Here is a 23,739-nt window from a genome sequence, read left to right on the forward strand (position 1 = left end):
CCATACGATGGCGATTGAGATTTCCGGAGGATGGGCGACCCTCCTCAAGACTCTGACCGGCATGCCCTTCCCGCAGGCGAACGAGGACACGCTGCGGGTGGTCAGTGACGAGTATCGCCAGATGGCGGAGAAGTTCCGCGAGGTCGAGGAACTTCTCCGGCAGGTCGTCAGCCGTGTCGACGAGGACTTCGAAGGCGAGACGGCGACCCAGTTCGTCACGTACGCCCGTCAGTTCGTCGAGACGACGAACGGCAACCAGAGCATCCTCGAACGGGCCTACGAGGACGCCCTCAAGCTGTCGAAGAACGCCCACAAGACCGCCGCCGACATCGAGTACACCAAGTGGTCGATCTTCGGCCAGCTCGCCCTGCTCGTCGTACAGATAGCCCTGGCCCAGGCCCTGATGCCGGTGACCGCCGGGCTGTCCCAGATATGGGCCGCCGCCGCGGCGGCGGCGTTCCGCGCCATGGCGCTGCTGATCCTCAAGTTCCTGCTGGCCCAGATCATCATGCAGACCATCACGGGTCTCGTCGGCGGTCTGCTGCTGGACGCCATCCTCCAGCTCACCCAGATCGGCCGCGGTGACCGTACGGAGTGGAACAAGAACTTCACCGCGGACGCGGCGAAGTTCGCGGCCATCGGCGGCGCGCTGGGCGGACCGTTCGCGCTGCTCGGCGGCGGGCTCGGCAAGCTGCTCGGGAACCTGACGGGCAAGGGGCTCGGCAACATTCTCGGCAAGGACGCCGCGAACGTCCTGGGCAAGGGGCTGGGCGGGGGCGGCAAGGGAGCCGCGGGCGGGGCCGCCGGTGGCGCGGGCAAGGGCGCGGCGGGCGGACTCGGCAAGGGCGCCGCCGGTGGACTCGGCAAGGGCGCGGCAGGCGCGGGTGCGGGCGCCGGGGGCAAGGGCGCCGGTGCCGCCGGGGCGGGCGCGGGCAAGGGCGCCGGTGCTGCGGGATCGGGCGCGGGCAAGGGTGCGGGTGCCGCGGGATCCGGTGCGGGCAAGGGTGCGGGTGCCGCGGGATCCGGTGCCGGTAAGGGTGCGGGTGCCGCGGGATCGGGTGCCGGTAAGGGCGCGGGTGCCGCGGGATCGGGTGCCGGCAAGGTCGCGGGCGGTGCGGGCGAAGGCGCGGTCGGCGGTGCCGCCGGAGGCGCGGCCAAGACCGCGGGCGAAGGCGCGGCCGGGGCCGGCGGAAGGGCCGGTGCGGGAGCGGCGGGCCAGACGATCTCCGAGGAGTCCGCCCGCAAGCTCGGCGACAGCCTGGGCAACATCATGGGCCGGACCAACGAATCCCTCAACCACGTGGGAGCGGACGGTGCCAGGGGGGCGGCCGCCGGAGCGGTCGGCAGGGAGGTCGTCAAGGACTTCGCGAACGCGTTCGAGAAGAACCTCGGGGATTCCCTCGGCAACGAGACCGCCCGCAACCTGGGCCGCGACTACGGGGAATCGCTGGTCAAGAACTGGGGCGGCAAGGCCGACTGGCAGGGGCTGACCCACTCGCTGGACGACGCGCTCAAGCCCTACGTCAAGGACCTGGGCGAGGCCGGTGTCCGCACCCTCTCGCACGACCTGCCCGGCTCCTTCGTCCAGACCATCAGCAAGAACATCGAAGGCAACCTGGGCTTCCGGATCGGCAATTTCGTCGGTGAGATCGCGGGCGAATCGGGACACGCCGTGGTCACCGAAGGCATGTACAACCTGATCTTCGGGCCCGATCACTCGTTCACGGTCAGCGGCTGGACGGCGGCGGCAGGCGCCGCGGGCGGCGTCATGGGCAGGGGAGTCGCCCACGGCTTCCAGACGATGCACAACGCGTTCCAGGGCCCCGCCGCCGCTCCGCCGCCGCGCCCTCCGGCCTTCTCGTCCGACGGGCCGTCCGCACCGTCCGCCACGCCCCGGCCGGCCACCGAGTCGAGCACGACGGGTCGCGACGGCTCCGACCCGAGGACCGACACCGACAACCGCACGCTCACGGACTCCTCCTCGGAGTCCGGCTCGGACAACGCCTCGCTACGCAGCGGCGACGACAACGCCTCGCTACGCGGCGACGACAACGCCTCGGACGGCGACAGCCTGTACTACCTGGACGCGGACGACTTCTCGGACAGCCATACGTTGTTCTCGGGCGACGACGACGGGAACGCCGCACCGTACGACGGGGCCGGGGCGTCCGCCCCCTCCTTCGCCACCAGCTCGAACGACACGAGCTTCACGAACAGCGCCGACAACACCAGCACCACGGACAATTCGGCCGCGCATCCCCTCTCGCCCGAACCCCCCGTACCGCCGGTCATGACGCCGGAGCTGGACCTCCTGCTGAACGGGCTCCCGGACGTACCCGAGGCGTCGCTCCCCCAGGACCAGGCGTCCGAGACCGTGACGCACGAGCGCACGGACGTGGACCAGCTCCTGGAAGACCTTCCGGACGTACCCGAGACACCACCGGGCGAGGGACTGACGCCGGAGAGGGAGCGGCTTCTGGCGGACCTGCCCGACGTGCCCCGCCACGACCTCCCGGGGACGTCAGGCGACGGCGAGGGCGGGCCGTCCTCCGGCCGGTCCGACACCTCCGGGCCGGGAAACCGGACCGCGGACGCCCTCGATCGCCTCCAGGAGCGCCTGGACCGGCTGAAGGACCGGCAGAACCCCGGCGACTCGGACTCCGATCTGGCGGCACGGCTGGCCAAGCTGCGGGCGGGCGACTCCGACGGCCTCGGCCGCCCCGCACGGGTCGACGAACTGCGTGAGCAGTACCGGGCGGCACTGGAGGAGGACGGCACCGACGGGCCGGAGTCCGACGGCACAACGACGGGCATCGAAGGCGACGGGGCCTTCCCCCACGGCGGCGCTCTCCCGTACAACGGCGCGGGCGGCATCGCGTCGCCGCCGCGCCCCGTACCGACCGCGTCCACGGCGCAGGGCTCCGGCACCGCCCCCGGCGGGCCACGGCACCCGGCACCCGCCGGTCCGTCCTCGGACGGGCCGGACGTGAAGTTCCCCGATATCCCGCAGAACGAACCCGGCGCCCAGCTCCTCACGGCGGACGAGCCGGATCTCGTGTTCCCGGATGTTCCCGAGGGCCCGCCGGGTACCGAGCCCCCGGCGGAGAACCGGCAGGGGACGGAGCGGATCGGGAGCGAAGGGCAGGGACCGACCACCGAGGACTCGTCGAACCCTCTCCGTACGGAGACGCAGGACGATCTGCCCTTCCTCGAAGGCTTCGACCCGCACGACGACGGCGGCGTCGATTCGCTGATCACGCGCCTGGACGAACTGGGCAGCATCGACGACCGGGCGATGCTGGACCAGCTGCCCGACGTACCCGACGGACCGACGCCCACCGAACAGCGCAGGCTGACCAAGGACGTGGACCGGGAGACCGACGCCCTGCTGGCCGACGCCCGCCGGGTCGGCGTCGACAGGGAGACACGGCAGCGGCTGGGCGAGAGCATCAGGGCCGACGTCCGGGCGGGCAGGCACGCCGACGCCGCCGGCGGCCTGCGGGAACTGGGCGACCTCGTGGCCGTGCACGGTCTCGGTGAGCGCCTGCGGCAGTTCCGCGGTCATGTGGACGGCGGATACGAGCCGCGGGCCGCGCAGTTGGGCATGCGCCGCACGGAGTGGCTGCGCCATGCCCTCGACATCGAGCAGTCGGCCCTCGGCGGCGATCCCCGCCGGACGACCCAGCTGCTGGACGAGTTCGAGAACCGTCTCGGCACCCTCGGGTCCGAACTGGGCAGCCGGGCAGACAGCACCCCAGAAGCGCTCCGCAAGCAGTTGGCCGACAACAGGCGGGCCGACGCGGAGGACGCGGGCATGGACCGCGAGCGGTTCCTCGAATGGGAGGACCGCCGTGAGCAGGCGGCGACCCCCGAGGACCTCCAGAAGATCCAGGCCGACTACGACGCCGAGCTGACGGCGTCGCGACGGCTCGCGACCTTGCGCGATCTCGGGGCCTCCGAGAGGGAACTGGCCGACTGGAAAAGCCGGTTCGAAGGACCGGGACGGAGCAGTGACCTCGACGCACAGTACGAACGCCGTACGGCCACCCTCGGCAGGGAGGCCGAACTGGCCTCCTTCCAGGCGAGGCTGGACGCCACGCGCGAGGGCGGCCACCAGCAGGACTCCGCGCAGCCGCCGCCCCCGCCGCAGGATGCCCCCGGCGGTGACGGCACCCCGAACCGGGACCGTTCCGAGGACACCGCGGCGGAGAACGACCGGCTCCTGGAGGAACGGCTCGACCGGCTGCGTGAGGGAACGGACGACACAGGTCTGTCGCGCGAGGAGCGGCGACAGTGGGAGGACCGGCGCGCGAACGCCGAGGACGACACGGCGAGGCAGGCCGTCGAGCAGGAGCAGCTCGACCGGATGGCACAGCTGGAGCGTGACCGCCGGCTGAAGGCCATCTCCGACGGTGATCCCACCGGGGCGGAGCGCAGCCCCGAACAACGTGCCGAGTGGCAGAACAGGCTGGACGAGGCGGCGGACGACCGGCAGGCCGTCGACCGGATCCTCGACAGCTACGACACGGAGACGGCGGAGCTGCGGCGCGAGGGACAGGAGCGCCTGGAGCGGGAGCTCCGCGCGCCCGACCGCCTGCGGGACCTCGACCGGCGTATCGACCGCTCCCTCGGCAAGCTGCCCGAGGAGATACGCCGGCAGGCGGCCGACGACGCCCGCTCGCTGGTGGAACGGCTGCGGAACCTGGCCACGGCCGACAACACGACCGACCACACACCCGGCGGTCCCAGGACGGACGACCCCGCGTCGAAGAAGAACACGGCCATCCGCGACACGGCCCTCACGGACGGGGCGGGCTCGTCGAAGGCCGGGCCCTCGGCGACCGTACGGACTCCCGCCGCCCGGACGAACGCCGGGGGGGAGTCCGACAACTCCGCGAAGACCCCGCGGCCGACCGGCTCCGAAGGGGACAGGCGTGCTCCGGTACAGCCGGACGAGCAGCTGATGGAGGCGCCGCGGCAGCGGGACGACTCGTCGGAGTCCGGAGGGAAGGACGGGGACAGCCTCCACACGCGGGACCGGGACGACCTGCCGTCGCCGAACGGCCGCCACATACGTACACAGACCGAGGACGACACGCGGTCCCTCACCGATACGCGGACCAACTCGGACTCCGAGGTGGACAACGACGTCGCTCTCAAGGCCGATGACACGTCCGAGTCCAAGGCCGAGTCCAAGACCGAGGACAAGTCCGGCCTCGAAGCCGATCACGAAGCCGATCACGAAGCCGATCGCGAAGTGGACGGGCAGTCGGACAGGACGACGGAGAACTCCGAGAACTCCGAGAACTCCGAGAACAACGAGAACTCCGAGAACAACGACGCCGAATCCGTGGCCTCCGACTCCGAGAACTCCGAGATCCCGGTGAAGGGGGAGGACGAGGAGAAGCGGCCGGGAGGCCCCGGTGGCGGCGGCCCCTCACGGGCAGGCGCGTCGAGCGCGCAGCAGCAGCCCACGGCCCGCGACAGGGCCCTGGACGCGCTCACGGCGGACGAGTACGAGCAGCGGATGTACCGGGCGCGCCGCGACCGTCCGGACCTGACGACCGAGGATGCCCTCCGCGACGAGGTGTTCCGTCGGATCGGGAATCCGGGCGAGAAGGTGGTGAAGACGACCTTCGCCGCCCCGTCGCTGGAGAGCGACGTCGTCCCTCTCACGCGGGAGCAGACCGACGGGTTCGTCACGTACGACGACAACGCGATGCTGCCGAGGTCGCTGCGGGGACAGGGCCACGGGCGGATCACCGTCAGAGGCGTCGACGCGCTGGCCGATTCCCTCGCGACGGGTTGGCGTCTGCGGCCCGACGGGCTCGAAGAGCTGAGGCGCGTGCTCACCCAGAGCCCGCACACGCTGCTCAGCCCCCGGACCTTCGTCCTGCCGACCGTGGACGGCGGACTCCGGGAGATCTCCCTCTCGTTGGAGAGCTACGGGAACTGGCGCCGCCACGCCGAGCCGTCGTCCCTGGCCCCCGTGGAGGGCAGCTCGACCGCCAAGGACGAGGCACCCGAGACCAAGGCCGCCGAGGTCGCCAAGGACGAAGCCAACGAGGCCGCCAAGGACCAGAGCACCAAGGACGAGGCCGCCCAGGACGAGATCACCGAGGCCGCCCAGGACGAGGCCGCCGGCTCGAAGACCGACGGGGCGAAGACCGAAGGGTCGACGTCGGACAAGGCGAAGACCGGTGAGGCGAAGGCCACCGACGCTCCCGTCAAGATCGAGACCGAACTCCGCACCCGCCCCGGCGCGACGGAGACCAAGACCCTCAGCACGTCCCGCGGTCTCGGAGTGGCGATCCCGCTCGGCCCCTCCGCGGGGAACATCGGCGCGTTCGGGTCGTTGTCCCTCGGCGCGCGGCGCATGGAGGCCGGCTACACGTACACCCAGGAGAGCCGCGCCCAGAGCAGTGTGACCGCGGTCGGCAAGGACGGCAGCCATCTGCATGTGAGCGACCTGCACATCGCCGTCGAGTCCGCGCACGTCTGGGACAGGAAGGGCCGTGAGCGGGCCGCGGACCAGCAGCAGCCCGGCACCGTCACGCGGCGGCGCTACCGCATCCAGGACGGCGTCACCTGGCGGGTCCCGGACAGCGTCACCGACCCGGCGATCCCGGACCGGCTGCCCACCGCCTTCACGTTCGCGCCGGGCGCCCGGCCGCGCCTCCTCGCGCCGCTGAACGTCACCACGGAGACCCGGTTGCTGGACTGGGCACTCGTGAATTATCCCCAGGCGACCCCCGGCAGCTTCCTCCGTCGCCAACTGGCCGATCTGTTCGGCGAGGAGAGCCTGCGCACCATGATCGCGCAGAGTTCCGGCGAGACGGTGGTCAGCGCCCCGCTCTTCGCCGGTCTCGGCGACCGGTCACTGGGCTCCGTGGAGCTCCGGCTCGTCCCGGTCGACGCCACACTGAGCCAGGCGTCCGACAAGACCGAGGTCAAGAAGGCCGACGCGCAGCGCTCCACCGCCACCACGGAGAAGAAGAACACCCAGGGCGCCGCGATCGGCGTCTCCTCCGGCCCTCAGGTCGCGCTGCTCCCGCCCGCGGGCACCCTGAGCCTCCAGGCCGCAGGTTCGGCCGCCTTGACGACCCAGCGCGCGGAGAGCAGTTACAGCGGCAACACGGCCGAATCCGTGCGGACGCTCAACAGCCGCGGCCACTCGGGGCTCTACGGCGTCCGCTTCCTGGTCGAACTGCGCAAGCAGGGCGGTATCTGGGAGTCGCCCGAGCCGGCCGAGCGGAACACCGGCACCGACCGGAACGCCGCGAACGCGGAAGGCGCGTTCCTCACCGCCACCGTGCAGTTGCCGCGGGCCGACGCGCGCAGACTGGCCGGCTGGGACGACGGCACCTCCCCCCTCCCGGACGCCGAGGCGCCGCCCGCCCCCGCGTACCTGTCGCCGTCGAACCCGGCCGCCTTCGGCCTGCACGCGGTCCTGGACCTCACGGCGACCCGCCCCCCTGAAGCAGCCCCGTCCGAGGTCTCCCTGACGGACGTGCTCGTCGACCGCATCCAGGCCGGGCTGCACCGCGCCTACCCCGACCTGGTGCTTCCGCCCCGGCCGGACACCGACGCCACCGGCGACCGGAGCGGCGGCAGCGACCGGAAGTACAACAACGCGGTACGCAACACCCATCTGCTGCGCCAGGCACTGTCCCGTACGGTGCTGGAAGGTTCCCTCGACCGCCTGACGAGTACCGGACTGCGGATCCCGCTGGAGCAGCTCGACTCCGTCAACAAGCGCTATGTCGTTCTCACCGTGCGGGCCGCGGCGACGGACCGTCAGTTCGAGGGCACGCACCGCGATCTGGGCATGGCGAACAACGTCCTTTCCACGCGCCGCGCGGACAGCGCGACCATTCGTACCCACGGCTGGTCGATCGGCTTCGACCTGGGACTGACCGGGATCAAGGGCCTTGGCGGCACCGGGAGCATCGGCTACCGGTACGGCAGGCAGAGCGCCTACGGCATGACGTACGGTCCGACGCTGACCCCGGACAGCGGCATCACCAGCTCGGGGGCGCAGCACCTGTGGTCGTACGACCTGGCCTTCACGGCCGAGGCGACCAGTTTCACCCGGCCGCGTCAGATCGCGCGGACCATGACCGGCGAGCTGCTCAGTACCCGGTGGTTCGTGAAGCAGGCCGCCGGGAGCGTCGATGTCCTGGGCACCGGGCAGGGCGACGGACAGACTGCCCAGGCTCCCGTCACCGGCCGTGTCGTCCTCGCCGTACCCGCGTCGCTCTCTGTCGTCCCCGACCTGCCCGTCAACAGGCCCGAGGCGGCCCTGGCGCCTGTGTCCGTGCCGATGGATCCGGCCCTGGCCGACCTGCTCTCCTCCGGGAAACCCGTCTCCACGGCCGACTGGACGCCCCACGCCCTCTTCGGCGGACTGCACTCCGTGCAGAACGTCACTTTCCCCCAGGTCGTGCTGCACCACCTCAAGGAACTGCTCGCCGCCGTCTCCGGCAACTCCTGGATCTACACAACCGACGGGACCCCCGCCTCCAGCGCCCTGGCCGAGGCGTTCGCCCCCGGCCGCAACGAAGCGGACTTCAGTGACGCGGCGCAGACGGGCAAGCACATCAGCGACCTGTTCGGAAGGACGGCCGTCACCGACATCACCGCGTCGGTCAGCGCCTGGCCCCAGGTGCGCGGGACGCGCGTACTCGCCGTCGTCGACTCCAGCGACCTCGCGCTGTCCAACGTCGGCTCGGGCACCAGCGGTGCGGGGCACTCGGTCGCCCATGTCCGCAGTCACACCATCTCGACCCTGCTGGCCTTCCGGGCCAAGCACACCGACGCGCTCCAGACCTCCGGCACCTACGGACTCATCGCGTCGCCGTACCAGCGCACCAGCACCGCGTCCACGGCCGAGACCTTCTCGGCGAACCCCGCCCACACGGTCCAGTACACCGGCCCGATGGTTCTGGTCGGCGCCGATGTGGCCTGGCACCTCGCGGCCCGCTCCCAGCCGTCCGGTCTGCTCCAGGCGCCGATGGAGGCGCTGCGCGGACGGCCGCCCCAGGGCCGGGTCGTGGAGATCCCCGACGGCCTGCTCATGTGGGTACCGCTCGCCGAGGCGAGGAGTGCCGGTCTCTTCGACGACGGTCTCACCCCGCCGCCGCCCCAGCAGCTCTACACCGCCGTCGAGGCGGCCGCGCACGCCACACTCACGGTCGGCCGCATCGACATGTCCCGGGCGATCGGCGAGTTCACGGACCGCCTGCTGGAGACCCTGCCCCAGCACAAGAGCTGGCTCGGACCCACGAGCCTGCTGGCCGACCAGCTCGGCGGCCTGGCACGGCAGATGACCACCCTGTCGCCGTCCGGAATCCGCGCTCTGCTGTCGGGCATGGAGAACGGCGGCACCTCCCTGCGCCTGGCCCGGAACAAGATCGGTCCGGCCAAGGACGCCAGCCTCACCGTGACCCTGACGCGGGAGGGCTTCACCCCCGGTGCGCTGCGCCACGACGTGAAGCCCACGATCACCCGGCCCACGGCCACGGGCGAGACGGTCACGGAGAAGCTGGCGCGCGGGTACGAGGCCGGATACCGGCTCGGAGAGGTGCCCACCATCTGGGACCGCCCGGGTCTGCGCAGTGGCGGCTTCACCCTCGACGACCGCGTCGGGTCCAGCCGTTCGTCCTCCCTGGCACACGCGGTCACCGACGCCGTGAGCGCCCAGGTGGCCTTCGAGGGGCCGGTGGTGACCGGCCGGACGAGGTTCAGCGTCACCTTCGCCCTGGAGTTGCCGGACGGGACCGTGGTGCGACACACGTACCCCGTCGGTGACACCGAGGTGGTGCTGCCGCTGAGCCTCGCCCGACCGCAGAGCACGGAACAGCGGACGGCCGAACAGCGGAAGACGGAACCGGAGCAGCCCCTGTCGCAGGCGGTCCGTACGCCCCGGGAGCCCGCCCGCCCGATGCTGCTTCCCCCCGATCAGCAGCAGGGCACGCCGCTCCGGCAGCGCAACGAGGCGGGCCGGAAGCTGTTCGCCACCGGCCCGGAGAGCGTCGTCGTCACCAATGTCGGCGGCATCACCGGCCTCCGCGACGCCGCGGCGTACGCCGTCGACCTCGCCGTCAAGGGACGCGGCACCACGACCGGCGTCGCGACCGCGATGCCCACCGACGGGAACGGCCGCTATGTGCGCAGGACGGTGCTGACGCGGCCCGGCACAGCCGCCGGTGAGGTCCTGAAGGGCGGCATCAGCACCGACGTGCTGAGTGCCTACCTTCCGCAGATGATCCGCGACGGCCTGACCGTCACGCTGCACGACACCACGTCGACGATCGGCGGGACGGACGCGACCCTGAAGATCTCCGCCGACGTCGATCTGTCCCGGGCCCGGCTGCTGGCGGTGGACCCCGGCGCGGGACTCGGCGGCAGCCGGCGGATCATGGACAACGACACCTACACCGGTGACACCACCGAATCGCACGCACCGGCGATGACCGCAGGACCGGCCTTCCAGACGCAGCCCCTGGTCCAGTCCACGGCCACCGTGCCGGGCTGGACGGACTCCGACGCGGCGGGGGGTGCCGCCGACCGCCGGACCTCCGCGCTGACCACGCTCAAGCCCTTCGCCGGCGGCGCGGTGCTCATCCAGGCACCCCTGCACATACAGCAGACCGCGAAGGCATCGCACCGCATCGCGGACCTGCCGGTCGTCCCGCAGGCGCTCAGGCCCGGATCCCGGCCGCCGGTCACCGTCGAGCACACGGTGCGGGACGGAGCGACGATGTGGGTGTCGTTCGACGTCGCCCGGGAGCACGGACTGCTGCCGCCCGAGGTCGAGGCCGCCGCGGTCACCGTCAAGGAGCAGACCAAGAAGTACACCGAGGCCGCCACGAAGGCGGAGGGCACCGAGCGGCGCCTGCGCGCACTCGGCAGCGAGGTCTCCTCGCTCCACACGGAGCTGCGGCGCCTTCTGGGGACGCCGGCTCCCACCGGCCCGGACGTGGCCGCGGCGCGGCAACGGCTCGCCACGGCACAGTCCCGGTACGCCGAAGCCCAGCAGGACCTCGCCAACCAGCGCCGCGACCTCGCGACCGCCGAGCAGCACCTCGCCGGAGCCTCCGAGGCCGCCTGGAAGGCCATCGACCATTACCCGGTCACCGGCGCCCGCCCGACCGGCACGCCGCCGGTCCCCTGGAGCGAAACCCCCGCCGCCGAGGCGGCTGCCGAAGCGGTTCAGCCTCCGGTCGCAGCCGTCGGCTACCCGCCGCTCACCGAAGCCCTGGAAGCCCTGCAAGCACTGGCATCCCTTGAGGACGAGGCGTCCCACGAGGACCAGGCGTCCCACGAGGACGAGGCGTCCCACGAGGACCAGGCGTCCCACGAGGACCAGGCGTCCCACGAGGGCCCGGCGACGACCGGCCTCACCGAACTGCCGGGCCTCGTCCCGCGGGAAGATGTCCTCGCCCGCACAAGGGTCTGGCTCGACGCCGGCCCGCTGTCGGACACGGACGCGGTACGCCGCGAGCAGATCAAGGCGGCGGGCTGGGCGCAGCGTCTGCTGACGGCGGACGCCGCCTACCGGTCGTCGCTGGAGGCCGTGCTGGCCGCCCGGCCCGGCCTCGACGCCGTCGCGACGCACGAGCGGCGGGCCGGGAAGTCACGGAACGAGGAAGAGGCCCGCAGGCACCTGGACGCAGCGAGGGACGCCCGGTCGGCGTACGACCGGGCGGTCGCACAGCTGACGGCCGACTTCCGCGAACTCGCCCTCGTACAGACGAACTTCGAAGCGGTGGTCACGTCCACCCGCGGAGTGCTGGGGCCGCCGACGGAAGACGCCGCCACCGGGACACGGGGCGTTACTCCCTGGCACCCCGCACCGGAACCCGAGGGGTACGTCCGTCCGTCCGCCGTGAAGTCCGCCCCCGAGCCGTACGTTGCCCGGGGCGAGGACACGCAGGGCCGGCCGGTCGGTCTGAAGGCACCGGACGGCCGCGTCCTCCAACTCGTGGAGCCGCCCTCCACCGGACCCGGCCACCTCGACACCGGTACGAGTTTCCACCGCTCGCTCCTCGACGCAGTCGACCGCGCCCATCCCGGACTCCTCGCCGAGCTGGGCCTGCACGCACCGGGCAGGAACCTGTCCGCCGCGGATGTCGCGCATCTGAGGCAACGGCTCGCCGACCGGCTGATGGCGGACGGCGACGAACTCGCTGAGTTCCTCGCGATCGATCCCCAGGAGCGGTTCACCGCACAGGAACTGGCCGACGCCGCCATCGTGCTCAGCGCGGCGGAAGCCGCCGAGCACACCGACTCGCGCGGACGCCTCCCGGACACCGTGGCCGCCCGGCTGACTCCCGGCCAGCGCCTGGAGCTGGCCCGTACGACACTGCTGCGGCCGGGCGACGGGCAGATCGGTGACCGCAAGGACACCGGCTGGAACCACTCCGCGGGCGACCTGGCGGCGCTGCTCGCGGCCCGGGTGCTCGGCGTTCCCGTGACCGTGGTCCAGCCGGACCTGAGCCATCTGACGTTCGCCGCACCGGGGACGGACGCGGCCGGGAACACGCGGTCGGGCGTCGTGCTGCACCTCGCCGACGACCGGTACCGTTCCGCGGTACCGGTCGCGACACAGGACCTGCTGCTCAACACCGACCCGGAGATCACGCCGCAGCACACCGACCCGGTCCGGACCGAGAGCATCGAGCCCGCACAGGTTCTCCCGGCGGCCCCCACCGGTCCGACCTACTACGTGGGCGCCGGCAGTGAGACGCCCACCGCGGTTCCCAAGGAGCTCAATTTCGTCTGGCTGGGGGGTGTACTGAAAGAGGCCGCCCGCGGCAACCTCCAGGCCTGGGCGGACAAGGCGCGAGAGGCCAATTGGAAGCTGTCGATCTGGACGGATGACGCCGGCAAAAAGAACAACAAGGAATTCTTCGACGGCCTTGTGGACTCCGAAACCGTCCGGCGCAGGTCCGTCAAGGACCTGTTCGCCAAGGACAAGAGTTTCGGCGGGGAGCGGATACCGGCCAAGGCGCTCGCCCTGCACGAGGCCGCGCTGAAGAAGGACAGCCTCGCCATGGCCTCCGACGTCGCCAGGTACGTCCTCCTCTACAAGCACGGCGGGGTGTACCTCGATGTGGACCTGGGCCCGGGAGCGGTGGTGCTGCGCCCCGAGGGCGTCCTGCTGCCGAAGGGCGACGACACCCTGCCGATGTTCGGGCCCCTGCTGCAGAACATGGACAGCGCGCGAAAGGTACTCGGACTCGACGAGAACGCCCCCGTGGCGGAACGCCTTCAGGAAGCCGCCGACGTGGCATACGAACGGGGGCTGTTCGGGAATCAGTTCATCGTCGCTCATCCCGAAAGTTCCTTCATGAAGCGGGTCCTGAATGCCCTGCCGGACATCAAGGACAAGGACGAATATGTCCGCGGCGTACTCAAAGCGGCCATCGCGTCGAAGAACGTGGGCGCGAGCACCGGTCCGCTCTTCATCTCGCGGCAGCTCGACGAGCACACCAAGTCTCTTCGGAGCGCGGACGAAACGAAATACACCTTCAGGCGGCCGCCTTCCCAATTCCGCGTCCGGGCATCCGACTGGGAGGACTGGACGGGTCTGGACTGGCTGACGGCCGAGAGCGAGAACCTGGAAGTCCCGGGGACGACGTCCGCGCCGTCCCGGCGGGGAACCCTGATCGGGCGCCTGGCCGACACGGTCAGACACCCGAGCCGGTGGGGCACGGTCCGGTCGCGCCCGGCGCTGCTGTCGAACGAGGGCACGCTGCTGACCGGCATCGACGCGTCGCCGGAGCGACCCGCGCAGGGCGGCACGCCGAAGGGCGAGCTCGTCGGCGAGGACGGCCGGACGGTTTCGTACGAGCGCGTGCACGAGAGCCTTCGGACGATCCGCGACGCCTCCGGGAACACCATCGGATACGCGTCGCACAGCGACACGGACTGGGCCCCCCGCAAGGACTTCTACGCCAAGTACCGCGCGGACGAGACGTCCTTCGCGACCTACCGGAAGGCGGACGGCGGGAAGTTCGTCCCGGTGGCCGATGACGAATCGTCGCCCCGTACCGTTCCGTGGCACTCCGACACGAGCGCGCCTCCCGGGCAGAAGGCCCCGAAGCCGCTCTTCTTCGACGCGCACGGCTCCCGCGACGGGGTCAAGCTCGAAATCCGCGGTGAGCTTCCGCTGGTCGTCGACGGCGCCCAGTTCGCGCGCTTCATGGAGACGTTGACGGACCCGTCGCAGCCCCCCGCCCCGGTGGTGCTGGTCGCGTGCGACACCGCCAGCCCCCGGGCGGCGGACGGTAGAAGCGTCCTCGCGGACGCGGCACAGGCCGTGCCCGGACGGCGTTGGTACGCCCCCGATGTCCCGGTCGGCCATGCGTCGAAGGCGAGCGCGGAGGGCACGGAGGGCGGGAACGGAGCTACGGGAGTGCTGGCACTGCTCGCGGACCCCGCCACACAGCGACAGGGCCAGTGGGTGACCGCGGGCGGGTCGACCGACGCGGGATCCGGGCTCACGCGCCCGGACCGGACGGCGGGGGACGAGACCCTGGTCGCCGCGAACGCCACCGACACCTCGGATGCCCAGCACGGTGCGGACAAACTCCTGCTCAACACCCCGTCCGAAGGTCAGCCGCCGCCCGACCCCGGCGTGCTGCGCCTGGGCGGCGGCACGGGCGAGGCCACGCCCATCCCCAAAAAGCTCAACTTCATCTGGATGGGCGCGAAAATGACGTCCGCCGCACGGACGAACCTGTCGATCTGGGCGGCCAGGGCCCGCGAGGCCGACTGGGAGATGAGGATCTGGACCGACGAGAACGGCGGAGCCAACAACCGCGAATTCCTGGACAGGCTCGCGCGGGACGAATCGGTCGTGAACCCTTCCATCGCCTCACTGTTCGAGAAGAAGTGGCACAACGCGCTCTCCAAGGACCCGCTGTCGAAGGCGCGGGCCCTCTACGGAGAAGGTCAGAAACACAGAAGCTTCGCGATGGCCTCGGACGCCGCCCGGTACGCGATCCTCTTCGAGCAGGGCGGCGTGTACCTGGACGTCGACCTGGCGCCCGGCGGGGTCGACCTGCCACGTGAGGGCGTGCGGATGCCCGTCGACGACGCCCTGCCCATGTTCGGGCCCCGCTTGAGGGATGAGAGCAGCGTGCGCGCGCGAATCGGCACCGCCGCGACAGGGGAGCCGGAACAGCCGCTGACCCCGGAAGACATCCGCGCCGCGGCCGTGGCCTGCTACGCCACGGGGGAGTTCAACAACGCTCTGATCGCCGCCCACGCCCGCAACCACTTCCTCAAATACCTGCTCAAGAACCTCGTGGACCTGGGGACCCTGTCGCCGGAACAACGGGCGGTGAAGGAAGGGGAGATCAAGAGGCGGGACGTGGCCAGCATCACCGGGCCGGTGTTCATCGACACGAAGATGAACGACTACAACCGCAAGTGGGTGAGGGAGAACCCCTCCCAGCCGACGACCACACTGAGGGGATCACGCAGGTTCAGCCCCACGGACGCGGCCCGGGACACCTGGATCGATCTGACCTGGGTGACCGCGGAGAGCGCGAACCAGGAAACGGCGTCCCTGACCGGCTCGGACGACGCTGATCCGGCACCGCCGCCCATCGAGCGCACCGCCACGGTGCGGGAGAAGCTGAAGAAGTTCGCCGGCACGCTCCGGGGCAATCCCATGGGAGGCGGAGGCAGCAGTGGCGGCGGCTCCTTCTCCGGAGCACCGGGATTCCTCACCAACAGCCCGGCCACCCTCTCGGCAGGGGACGCCCTCTCCGGTACGCACGCGTCCCTCTCCTCGCCCTCGACCGAATCGCTGCTCACGCGGACCGCAGCCAACTCGACGCCGGACGCCGTGCTCACGGGCAGGGACGGGCGCCGGGTCTCCTACGGCCAGGTCTACGAGGGACTCCAGCTGATCCGTGGTGCCGACGGCAGGACGCTGGGTTACGCGTCACACACCCCGGAGGACTGGGCCCCCCGCAAGGACTTCTACGCCACCTACCGCTCGGACGAGAACCTGTTCGCGCACTACCGGGCCGAGGACGACGGGACCTACGTCCCCAACACCGACGAAGCCTCCCCGAGCGGCGAGGTCCCCTGGCAGACCGGCGCGCCGACGCACGAGGCGCCCCATCCGCTCAAGCCGCTGTTCTTCGACGCGCACGCCACCGAGAACGGCATCGAGCTCCATGTGGTGGGTGAGGCACCGCTGGAGGTCGACGGCGCCCAGTTCGCGCGCTTCATGGAGACACTGAGGGACCCGGCGCAGCCCCCGGCCCCGGTCGTGCTGGTCGCCTGCGACACCGGAAAGCCCCGGGCCACCGACGGCGGGAGCATCGCGAGGGACGCGGCACAGGCCATTCCCGGACGTCTCTGGTACGCCCCCGACGTCGAGGTCGGTCACGCGAGACCGGCGACCGGGGCCGACGGTGCCACCGGAGTCCTGGGCCTGCTCGCGGACCCGGTCACTCAGCGCCGCGGTGAGTGGATCGTGGCGGGCGAGTCCATCGAGCCCGGTCCGGACGTTCCGACCGTCCCGGGGCGGACGGACCTGACGCCCGCCCCCACGTTCTCGGACCTGATCTTCGAAACCCTCAACACCGTCCCGCAGAGCAGCACGGAGCAGGAGGCGGCGCAGACGACGTCCGACGACCAGGTGCCGGGCGGGCCGCAGACCGAGCAGACCGGGGAGGCCGAGCAGACAGCGCCCGTACCACCGCAGCCGGACCACGACGCATCCGCCCAGCCGACGCCCGAGCCGTCCCTGGACATCTCCTACGGGGAGGACGGCGCGGCCCCGCAGCCGCTGCGTGCCGAAGACGAGGAATCGGTACGCAAGTACGTCTTCACCCGGCTCGCCCGGGGCGACCACGACGCCGTGCATCTGCTCCTGGGCCGGTTGGGGGCGTTGGACGCTCCGCCGGGCTATTTGGAGAATCTGCGCGTTCAGTTCGATGCGCTGGCGACCGGTGCCCCGGCCGCTCCGCCCATTCCGCGCGAGATCCATTTCGTCTGGCTCGGCGGCGACATGCCCCCGGCCGCGCTCACGAACCTCTTCGCGTGGGCCCGCACGGCCCGCGGCGCCGGTTGGAACACCAACCTGTGGACGGACGGCAACACGAATCTGAGCAGGACCACCCAGCTCAGGATCCGGACCACGGCGGGGCTGACGCGGATGCAGATCGATACCGTCATCGACCCGCGCCTGGCGGCGTCCTTCGGGGTGGCCAGTGCGGGCGGCGCGTACCCGTTCGCCTCCGACCTCGCCCGGTACAGCATCCTCATGACGCATGGCGGGGTGTACGCCGACGTGGACCTGGGCCCCGGGACGCTCAACCTCGCCGCCGCCGGGAACACTCCGGAGCTGCGGCAGAACGACCTGCCCGTGTTCGGCCCGCTCATCCGCGACATGGAGAGCCTGAACGGCACGCTGGAGCAGAGGGCGAGGCTGGCGGGTGTGGCCCATGTGCCGCTGACGGGGCCGCCGACCACGGAGCAGGTCCGTGCCGCGGTGGACTATCTGCTCGATACCGGTGGCTACGGCAACCACTTCATTTCCGCGCCGCGGGGCTCGGTGTTCATCGATCGGCTGATCGACAGGGTCGCCGAGAACATCGCGCAACGCGGAATCGAGGACGTGGACGAAATGAAGATGGCGGGCCCCGTGGCCTCCGGGCCGTTCCCGCTCCTCCAGGTGCTCAACGACCACCTGAACGCGCAGTTCGGGGTGCGGAACCTCCAACGGGGCGAGTTCGGCAGGTTCCAGGGTCAGGGCAGACATTTCCACGAAGCCCTGGAGTGGCTGACAGCGGAGAGCGAGAACCAGGGTTACGAAAGGTGACGCGTCGTCATGTGTAATGGTCCGGGCGGGAATTGAGCTCGCCGCAGAGCGATCGAGAGGATGAGAGAAGTCGATGGCAGGGAAAGAGGGCTCACCCGTGAAGCCAGTGCGATCCACTGAGGAGAGCGAGCCCGTGCGCAACCGGGGTGAAGCCGTGGGTACTCCGGCTCCCGACAGCGAGGCGCCCGGGGCACCGGGAAGCATAGGTGCCCCGCCCTCGCCGCCGTCCCCCACGTCGACGGAGGGCGGGGACGGCGGCATCACCGGCGGCAAGGACACCGGCGGAGCGAGGACGCCGACCGCCTCGAAACCCGGCCCGGAGAAGCCCGAGGAGCCCGCGGCGGAAACCCCGGCAGTGGTGCACGCGGCCGGGGTCTCCATCGGCAGGGGCACCTCCGAGTCCGAGCGGCAACCGGGCGGTGCGAGCGCGGCGGCGGCCCAGGAGGAGTCGGCGCCGACGGGCGGCAAGGCCGCCGCGGTGCCCACCACCGGTTCGGGGAGCGCCACGGCCGCCGCCTCATCGGGTGCCGCTGAGAGCGGCGCCGGGGAGCCGGCCGAAGCGAAGACACCGCCGTCCACCGAGGCATCGAAGCCCGCGGAATCGGCCACCGAGGCATCGACCCCCGCGAGCGTGCCCTCCGCCTCCGGGGCGGCGACCGAAGCCGGGACGACGGCCGGCGCCGCGGAGGCGACCGCCTCCACCACAACGACCGTTGCCGCGACGGCCACGGCGACCGCTGCCGCCGCGGCCTCCTCCAGTCCCCCCGGCGGGGCCTCGGCAGCCGAGGGCGGCGCCCCGGAGCGCCCCGGCCGTGTCTCGCGCCCGATGGTCGTCGCGGCCGCCTTCGCCGGCGCGCTGCTTCTGGCGACCCCCTTCGTCGTGGCGGGTGCCCAGAAGGACGAGGCCAAGCCGAAGAGCCGGGAAGAGGCGGCGGCCTGGAAGGCGGACGGCCGGGCCGGCGGCTACGTACCGGGCACCGATCCCGACCGTTCCGAGGGCAAGCGGCAGGCCGGCGGCGATGACGCGGGCAAAACCCCGGCCCGGCTCGACAAGGGCACGGGCACAGGCGGGGGAGGGGACGTCCGGGCCGACAGCGGGGTGGGCGGGAAATCCGCGGACGGTTCCACCGGGACGAAGGACAAGGGCACCAAGGGCGAGGGCGAGGGCGACAAGACGTCGAAGAGCGGAACCGGCGACAAGGCCCCCGACACCAAGAGCCCGAAAACTCCCGCCAAGGCCCCCGCGACCGGTACGGCGACCAAGTCGGCACCCGCCGTGGTGTACAGCGGCGTGTCCGGACCGGAATGCGACACCCAGCGCTTCCAGAAGTCCGGCTACTACAGCGACGGCAAGGAGGGCTGGGCCACCCACACCGGCGGCTTCGGAGGGTACGGCTGCGACGGCAAGTACCTCTCCATGCCCATGTCCGGCAGCGCCTCCAAGGACTCGGGCGGATCGGCGACCTGGCTGTTCGACCTGCCGGCCAGCGCCAGGAAGTGCAGCATCTCCGTCCACGTACCCGGAAGTTCCGACATCGTGCGGGTGGGCGGCAATCCGAGCTACTACACCGTCTACGACCGTTTCCTGCCCAGGACCAGCAACCTGGTCGGCTCCTACTACGTCCGCCAGAAGGAGCGTCGCGGCACCTGGTACAACGTGCCCGGCACCTTCGCGGTGGACGCCAAGAAGCTCTCGGTGCAGCTGCACGACCGCGGTGAGGACAACAACTACGAGCACCACGCGATATCCGCGCTGAAGGTCACCTGCACCGGCTGAGCGACCGGCGCGACCCGGCCCCACGCACGGCATGAGCGGGCCTCACGTACCACCGCGTGAGCGCGCCCCGCACACCGTATGAGCGCGGCGGGTACCTCGATTCCCGGAGGCGGTCCTTCACCTCCGGGAATCAGGGCGCCTGCCGCGCTCGCGTCGGTGCGCCGCCACCGGGCCGCTTCAACTCCCGCCTCGGCTGCCGTCTCAGCTCCCGCTCGGCTCCGCCCCGCTCTTCGCCGGCACGGTGTCCGGGCCGGCCGGGCCGGTGACCTTGCGGTCGCCCGCGCGCAGCACCCCGGCCCCCAGCACCAGCCCGAACGCCAGCACCGTCACCAGGCCGAACGACACGACCAGCGAGGTGGCCTCGGCCAGTGAGCCGATCGCCGACGGGGCGATGAGCCCCGAGGTGTACGTGATGGTGGCCACGCCCGCGATGGCCTGGCTCGGGTTCGGCCCGCTGCGCCCGGCCGCGGCGAAGGCGAGCGGGACCACGACGGCCACGCCGAGCCCCAGCAGCCCGAAGCCGCACAGCGCCACCGCCGGGTCCGGCGACAGCACGACCAGCAGACCGCCGACGGTCGCCAGCGAACCCCCGACCCGTACCGTGCGGACCGCCCCGAACCGGTCGACGATCCGGTCCCCGGCGATCCGGGCCACCGCCATCGTCAGCGCGAACGCCGTGGTGGACGCGGCCGCCAGACCCGCGGAACTGCCCATGATGTCCCGGAGGTAGACCGCCGACCAGTCCATGCTGGCACCTTCGGCGAACACCGCGCAGAACCCGATCGCGCCGATGACCAGCGCGGACTTGGGCGGCAGGGTGAAGCGCGGCGGCGGGTCCTCGTCCGGCTCGCTGCGCAGATCGAGCACACCCTGACAGGCGATCAGCCCCAGTACGGTGAGGACGGCGGCGGCCACCGTGTGATGCAGTCGCGCGTCGGTGCCGAGGTGTGCCGCGACCGTTCCGGCGGCCGAACCGGCCAGCGCGCCCACGCTCCACATCCCGTGCAGGCCGGACATGATCGACTTGTTGAGCCGGTTCTCCACCTCGACGCCCAGTGCGTTCATCGCCACGTCGGACATCCCCGCCGTCGCCCCGTACACGAAGAGCGCCGCGCAGAGCGTCAGCAGGCTCGGCGCCATCGCGGGCAGCACCAGGGCGAGCGTCCACAGCATCAGCAGCCCGCGCAGAGCGGTTCTGGTGCCGAAGCGGTGACTGATCCGCCCGGCCAGCGGCATCGCGAGCGAGGCGCCGATCGCGGGGAAGGCCAGTGCGAGACCGAGCTGACCGGCGCTGACCCCGGCGTGGTCCTGGATCCAGGGCACCCGGGTCGCGAAGCTGCCGGTCACCGCCCCGTGCACCGTGAAGACGGTGGCGATGGCGATCCTGGCCCGCCCGACCTGTTCCGTGCCGACGCCCGTCCCTGTGGAATCCGTTGTCATACCGCCGTGCCCTCCCCTGGAGATACTGGTCCACCGGCTCTGCTCCGGCGCCTCTGCCCACGATCCGGGGCGTAAACTATCAGGAACCCTGCCTGATAAATAGCCCGCATCAACAGCCCGGCGAACGGTCCGGCGAGCAACCGGCGAGCGGCCCGCAGCGGCCCGCGTCGGCCGCGCGCACCGGTCGTCCCGCGGTCCCCACCGGCCGCCCATGGAATGAGTGCGACGTGATCTGGAAGGATCCCGGCATGCCCGCTTCACCGAGCACCGCTCGGGCCATCAATGACCGGCTCGCCCTGCGACTGCTCCAGCAGGACGGCCCCTTGACGGCCACGCAGCTGAAGACGCTGACCGGCCTCTCCCGCCCAACGGTCGCCGACCTGGTCGAGCGATTGCGGGACGCCGGGCTGATCCAGGTCGTCGGCGAGAGCGGAGCCCGGCGCCGGGGCCCCAACGCCCGGCTGTACGGGATCGTCGCCGACCGCGCCCACCTCGCGGCACTCGACGTGCGCACCGGCAGTGTCGCCGTGGTCGTCGCCGACCTGCTGGGAGCCACGCTCGCCGAGGCGACCATGCCCATCGGCAGCGACACCGGCACGGAACCCGCCGTCGAGCAGGCCGTGGCACTCCTCGAACGCACCGCACGCGAGGCCGGGACCGCCCCCCTGCACAGCGTCGGCATCGGCGCCCCCGGGCTGATCGACCCGGTCACCGGCGAACTGCGCGACACCAGCGGCCTGCCCGCCTGGCACCGCGGCCTGGTCCGGGTGCTTCAGCGGCGGCTGCCCGCGACCGTTCTGGTGGAGAACGAGACCAATCTGGCCGCCGTCGCCGAGCACCGCGTCGGCGCCGCCCGCGACCGCGACACCTTCGTCCTGCTCTGGCTCGGCCACGGCATCGGCGCCGCCGTGATGCTGGACGGGAAGCTGCGCCGGGGGGCCTCGGGCGGTGCGGGGGAGATCGGGTTCCTGCCCGTGCCCGGCACGGCGGGCATTCCCTCGGACGTCAGCTGCGACGGCGGCTTCCACTCCCTGGTGGGCTCGGCGGCCATCTGTGAACTCGCCGCCGACCACGGCATCAAGGTGCCCCCGTACGCGCGGGGAGGAGACGCGGAACCGGACGCCGCTGCCGCCGTCCGGGCGGCTCTCGGCCAGGGGGCGGAGGGTGACCCGTTCCTGAACGCCCTCGCCGACCGTCTGGCGCTCGGTGCCGCCGCCGTGGCCTCGGTGCTCGACCCGGGCTGCGTGGTCCTGTCGGGCGAGGTCGGCCACGCGGGCGGCGCCGGGCTCGCCGACCGCGTCGAGGAACGGCTGGCCAGGATGTCGCCGCTGCGCACCGAGGTCCGCGCCGGATCGCTCGGCGGCGCCGCCGTGCTGCGCGGCGCACTGCTCACGGCGCGCGAGGCGGCCCAGGACGCGCTGTTCGCCCCCGGCGGCTGAGAGACCCTTCACCGAGCGGCTGAAGAACCGCTTCCCCCGGCGGGCCGCTCACCCCGGGGCTGCTGAGAACCGCGGCTGCTGAGAACCGCGGCTGCTGAGAACCGCGGCGCCCGGCGGCCGGGAACCGTACGGAACCCTTCGCCCGGCGGCCTGGAACCGTAGGGAACCGCTCGCCCGGCGGGGCCGCTCACACCGGGCGGCGGTACCTCGTCGCGAGGAACTCCTCGAACGTCATGGTCCCCACGGCCCGTTCGGGTGCCAGATGATCACCGCGGCGGTATCCGGCGTACGCCTTGCCCGCCAGCCGCACGGGCACCACCCGTCGCTTGCGTCCGGTCGCCCGGAGGTGGACGCGGGCCAGGTCGGCCAGCTCCCGGACCTCGGGGCCGCCCATCTCGGGCACCCGTCCCGCCGGGTCGCCGAGCGCCAGCGTGGCCAGCCGCTCCGCGACCTCACCGCTGTCGATGGGCTGGACCGACACCCCCGAGGGCACCGGCAGCACGGGCAGCCTGGCCGCCGCGGAGAGGACGCTCAGGACCAGGTCGTGGAACTGCGTGGTCCGCAGAATCGTCCAGCCGAGCCCCGACTTCTCGATCATTCGTTCGACTCGATGCTTGACGGTGTAGTAGCCGAGCGGCACCCGGTCCACACCGACGATCGAGATATAGACCAGATGGGGCACGCCCGCCCGCCGCGCGGCCCCGATGAGATGCCCGGCCGCCTTGTCGTCCCCGCCCCGCGGGGACGTGGCGCAGTGCACGATCGTGTCCACCCCGTCGAGTGCGGCGTCCAGCCCCGTGCCGTCGCGCAGATCGACGGCGTACGAAGGGGAGCGGCGGCTCAGTACCCGTACGTCCTGTCCGGCGTCGCGCAGTCGCGCGGTGACCTGCCCGCCGAGTGTTCCGGTACCGCCGGTCACCAGAATCGTCGTCATGGACGCAAGCCTGCCAGAGCGGCGGGACGCGGGGCGGGGACCGGGAAGATCCGGTGGGCGCCCCTTCTCCGAGGTTGCTCTGTGAGTCAGCACACAGTCATCACCTGCATGGCCGACGGTCGTCCGTGGCAGACTGATTGCGTACCAATAGCAGCGCACTCCGGGGTCGGTGTAATTCCGAACCGGCGGTTATAGTCCGCGACCCGTCCGCAGCCAGCGGCCGGTTGACCAGGTGTGATTCCTGGACCGACGGTGAAAGTCCGGATGGGAGGCAGTGCGCGGCGGGTCGTCACAGGTA

Annotated in this window: 5 protein-coding genes and 1 riboswitch; of the genes, 3 read left to right on the plus strand and 2 right to left on the minus strand. The window is 71.8% G+C overall.

Features of this window, described 5'->3' with window-relative positions:
* Positions 1-7: 7 nt before the first annotated feature.
* Entirely contained in the window at positions 8-17,851 is a 17,844-nt protein-coding gene (locus tag OG413_RS25460; protein ID WP_266809050.1) for a glycosyltransferase, read from the plus strand.
* Between the two features lie 133 nt (positions 17,852-17,984).
* Positions 17,985-19,628, plus strand: coding sequence for a hypothetical protein (locus OG413_RS25465; protein WP_266809052.1), 1,644 nt, complete (start codon positions 17,985-17,987; stop codon positions 19,626-19,628).
* A gap of 201 nt (positions 19,629-19,829) precedes the next feature.
* On the opposite strand, the gene OG413_RS25470 is transcribed toward OG413_RS25465, so the two are convergent.
* A complete protein-coding gene (locus OG413_RS25470) occupies positions 19,830-21,068 on the minus strand; it encodes an MFS transporter (RefSeq protein WP_266809054.1) in 1,239 nt (412 codons plus the stop codon).
* A 248-nt stretch (positions 21,069-21,316) separates the two neighbouring features.
* On the opposite strand from OG413_RS25470, the gene OG413_RS25475 reads away from it, so the two are divergent.
* On the plus strand, positions 21,317-22,507 hold the full coding sequence (locus tag OG413_RS25475) for an ROK family transcriptional regulator (RefSeq protein ID WP_266809056.1): 1,191 nt from the start codon (positions 21,317-21,319) through the stop codon (positions 22,505-22,507).
* 187 nt (positions 22,508-22,694) lie between these two features.
* On the opposite strand, the gene OG413_RS25480 is transcribed toward OG413_RS25475, so the two are convergent.
* Positions 22,695-23,441: an SDR family oxidoreductase gene (locus OG413_RS25480; RefSeq protein ID WP_266809057.1), complete on the minus strand. Its 747-nt coding sequence runs from the start codon at positions 23,439-23,441 to the stop codon at positions 22,695-22,697.
* Positions 23,442-23,592: 151 nt separating this feature from the next.
* A riboswitch (FMN riboswitch) is annotated at positions 23,593-23,723 on the plus strand.
* The last annotated feature ends 16 nt before the right edge of the window (positions 23,724-23,739 follow it).

Origin of the sequence: Streptomyces sp. NBC_01433 (assembly GCF_026340105.1) — a bacterium.
In the GTDB taxonomy this organism is placed as follows: domain Bacteria; phylum Actinomycetota; class Actinomycetes; order Streptomycetales; family Streptomycetaceae; genus Streptomyces.

What these genes read in the sequence shown, in the direction of transcription:
- OG413_RS25460 (WP_266809050.1), top strand. Translation starts at nt 8, where the DNA reads ATGGCGATTGAGATTTCCGGAGGATGGGCGACCCTCCTCAAGACTCTG.
- OG413_RS25470 (WP_266809054.1), bottom strand. Translation starts at nt 21,068, where the DNA reads ATGACAACGGATTCCACAGGGACGGGCGTCGGCACGGAACAGGTCGGG.
- OG413_RS25475 (WP_266809056.1), top strand. Translation starts at nt 21,317, where the DNA reads ATGCCCGCTTCACCGAGCACCGCTCGGGCCATCAATGACCGGCTCGCC.
- OG413_RS25480 (WP_266809057.1), bottom strand. Translation starts at nt 23,441, where the DNA reads ATGACGACGATTCTGGTGACCGGCGGTACCGGAACACTCGGCGGGCAG.